The organism is Sinorhizobium sp. CB7 (assembly GCF_041357635.1).
GTDB lineage: Bacteria > Pseudomonadota > Alphaproteobacteria > Rhizobiales > Rhizobiaceae > Rhizobium.
In genome coordinates, this window is record NZ_JAULLL010000095.1 from 1 (window position 1) to 226 (window position 226).

The following is a 226-nucleotide window of genomic DNA, read 5'->3' on the forward strand; positions in this document are numbered from 1 at the left end:
GTAGGCGGTCGGGATGCGCGAGAAGGTCACCTTCTCCTGCGACAGCCGGCGTGTCAGCGTGTCGAGATCCCACAGCGCCGGTCCGCGCATCACCACGCGGCCGCCTTTGATCAGCGCCGGCAGGCACTCGTGCACGGCCACGTCGAAGTTGATCGTCGAGGACTGCAGCATCGTGTCGGCGGCCGAGATGCCGAACGAGCCCAGGAAGTCGTCGATATGCAGGCTG

1 protein-coding gene is annotated in these 226 nt (G+C 66.4%); it reads right to left on the reverse strand.

Going from position 1 to position 226, the window contains the following annotated elements; all coding sequences use genetic code 11:
- Positions 1-226: hypothetical protein (locus AAE029_RS36310; protein ID WP_371077781.1), on the reverse strand; the 226-nt coding region annotated here is incomplete at both ends.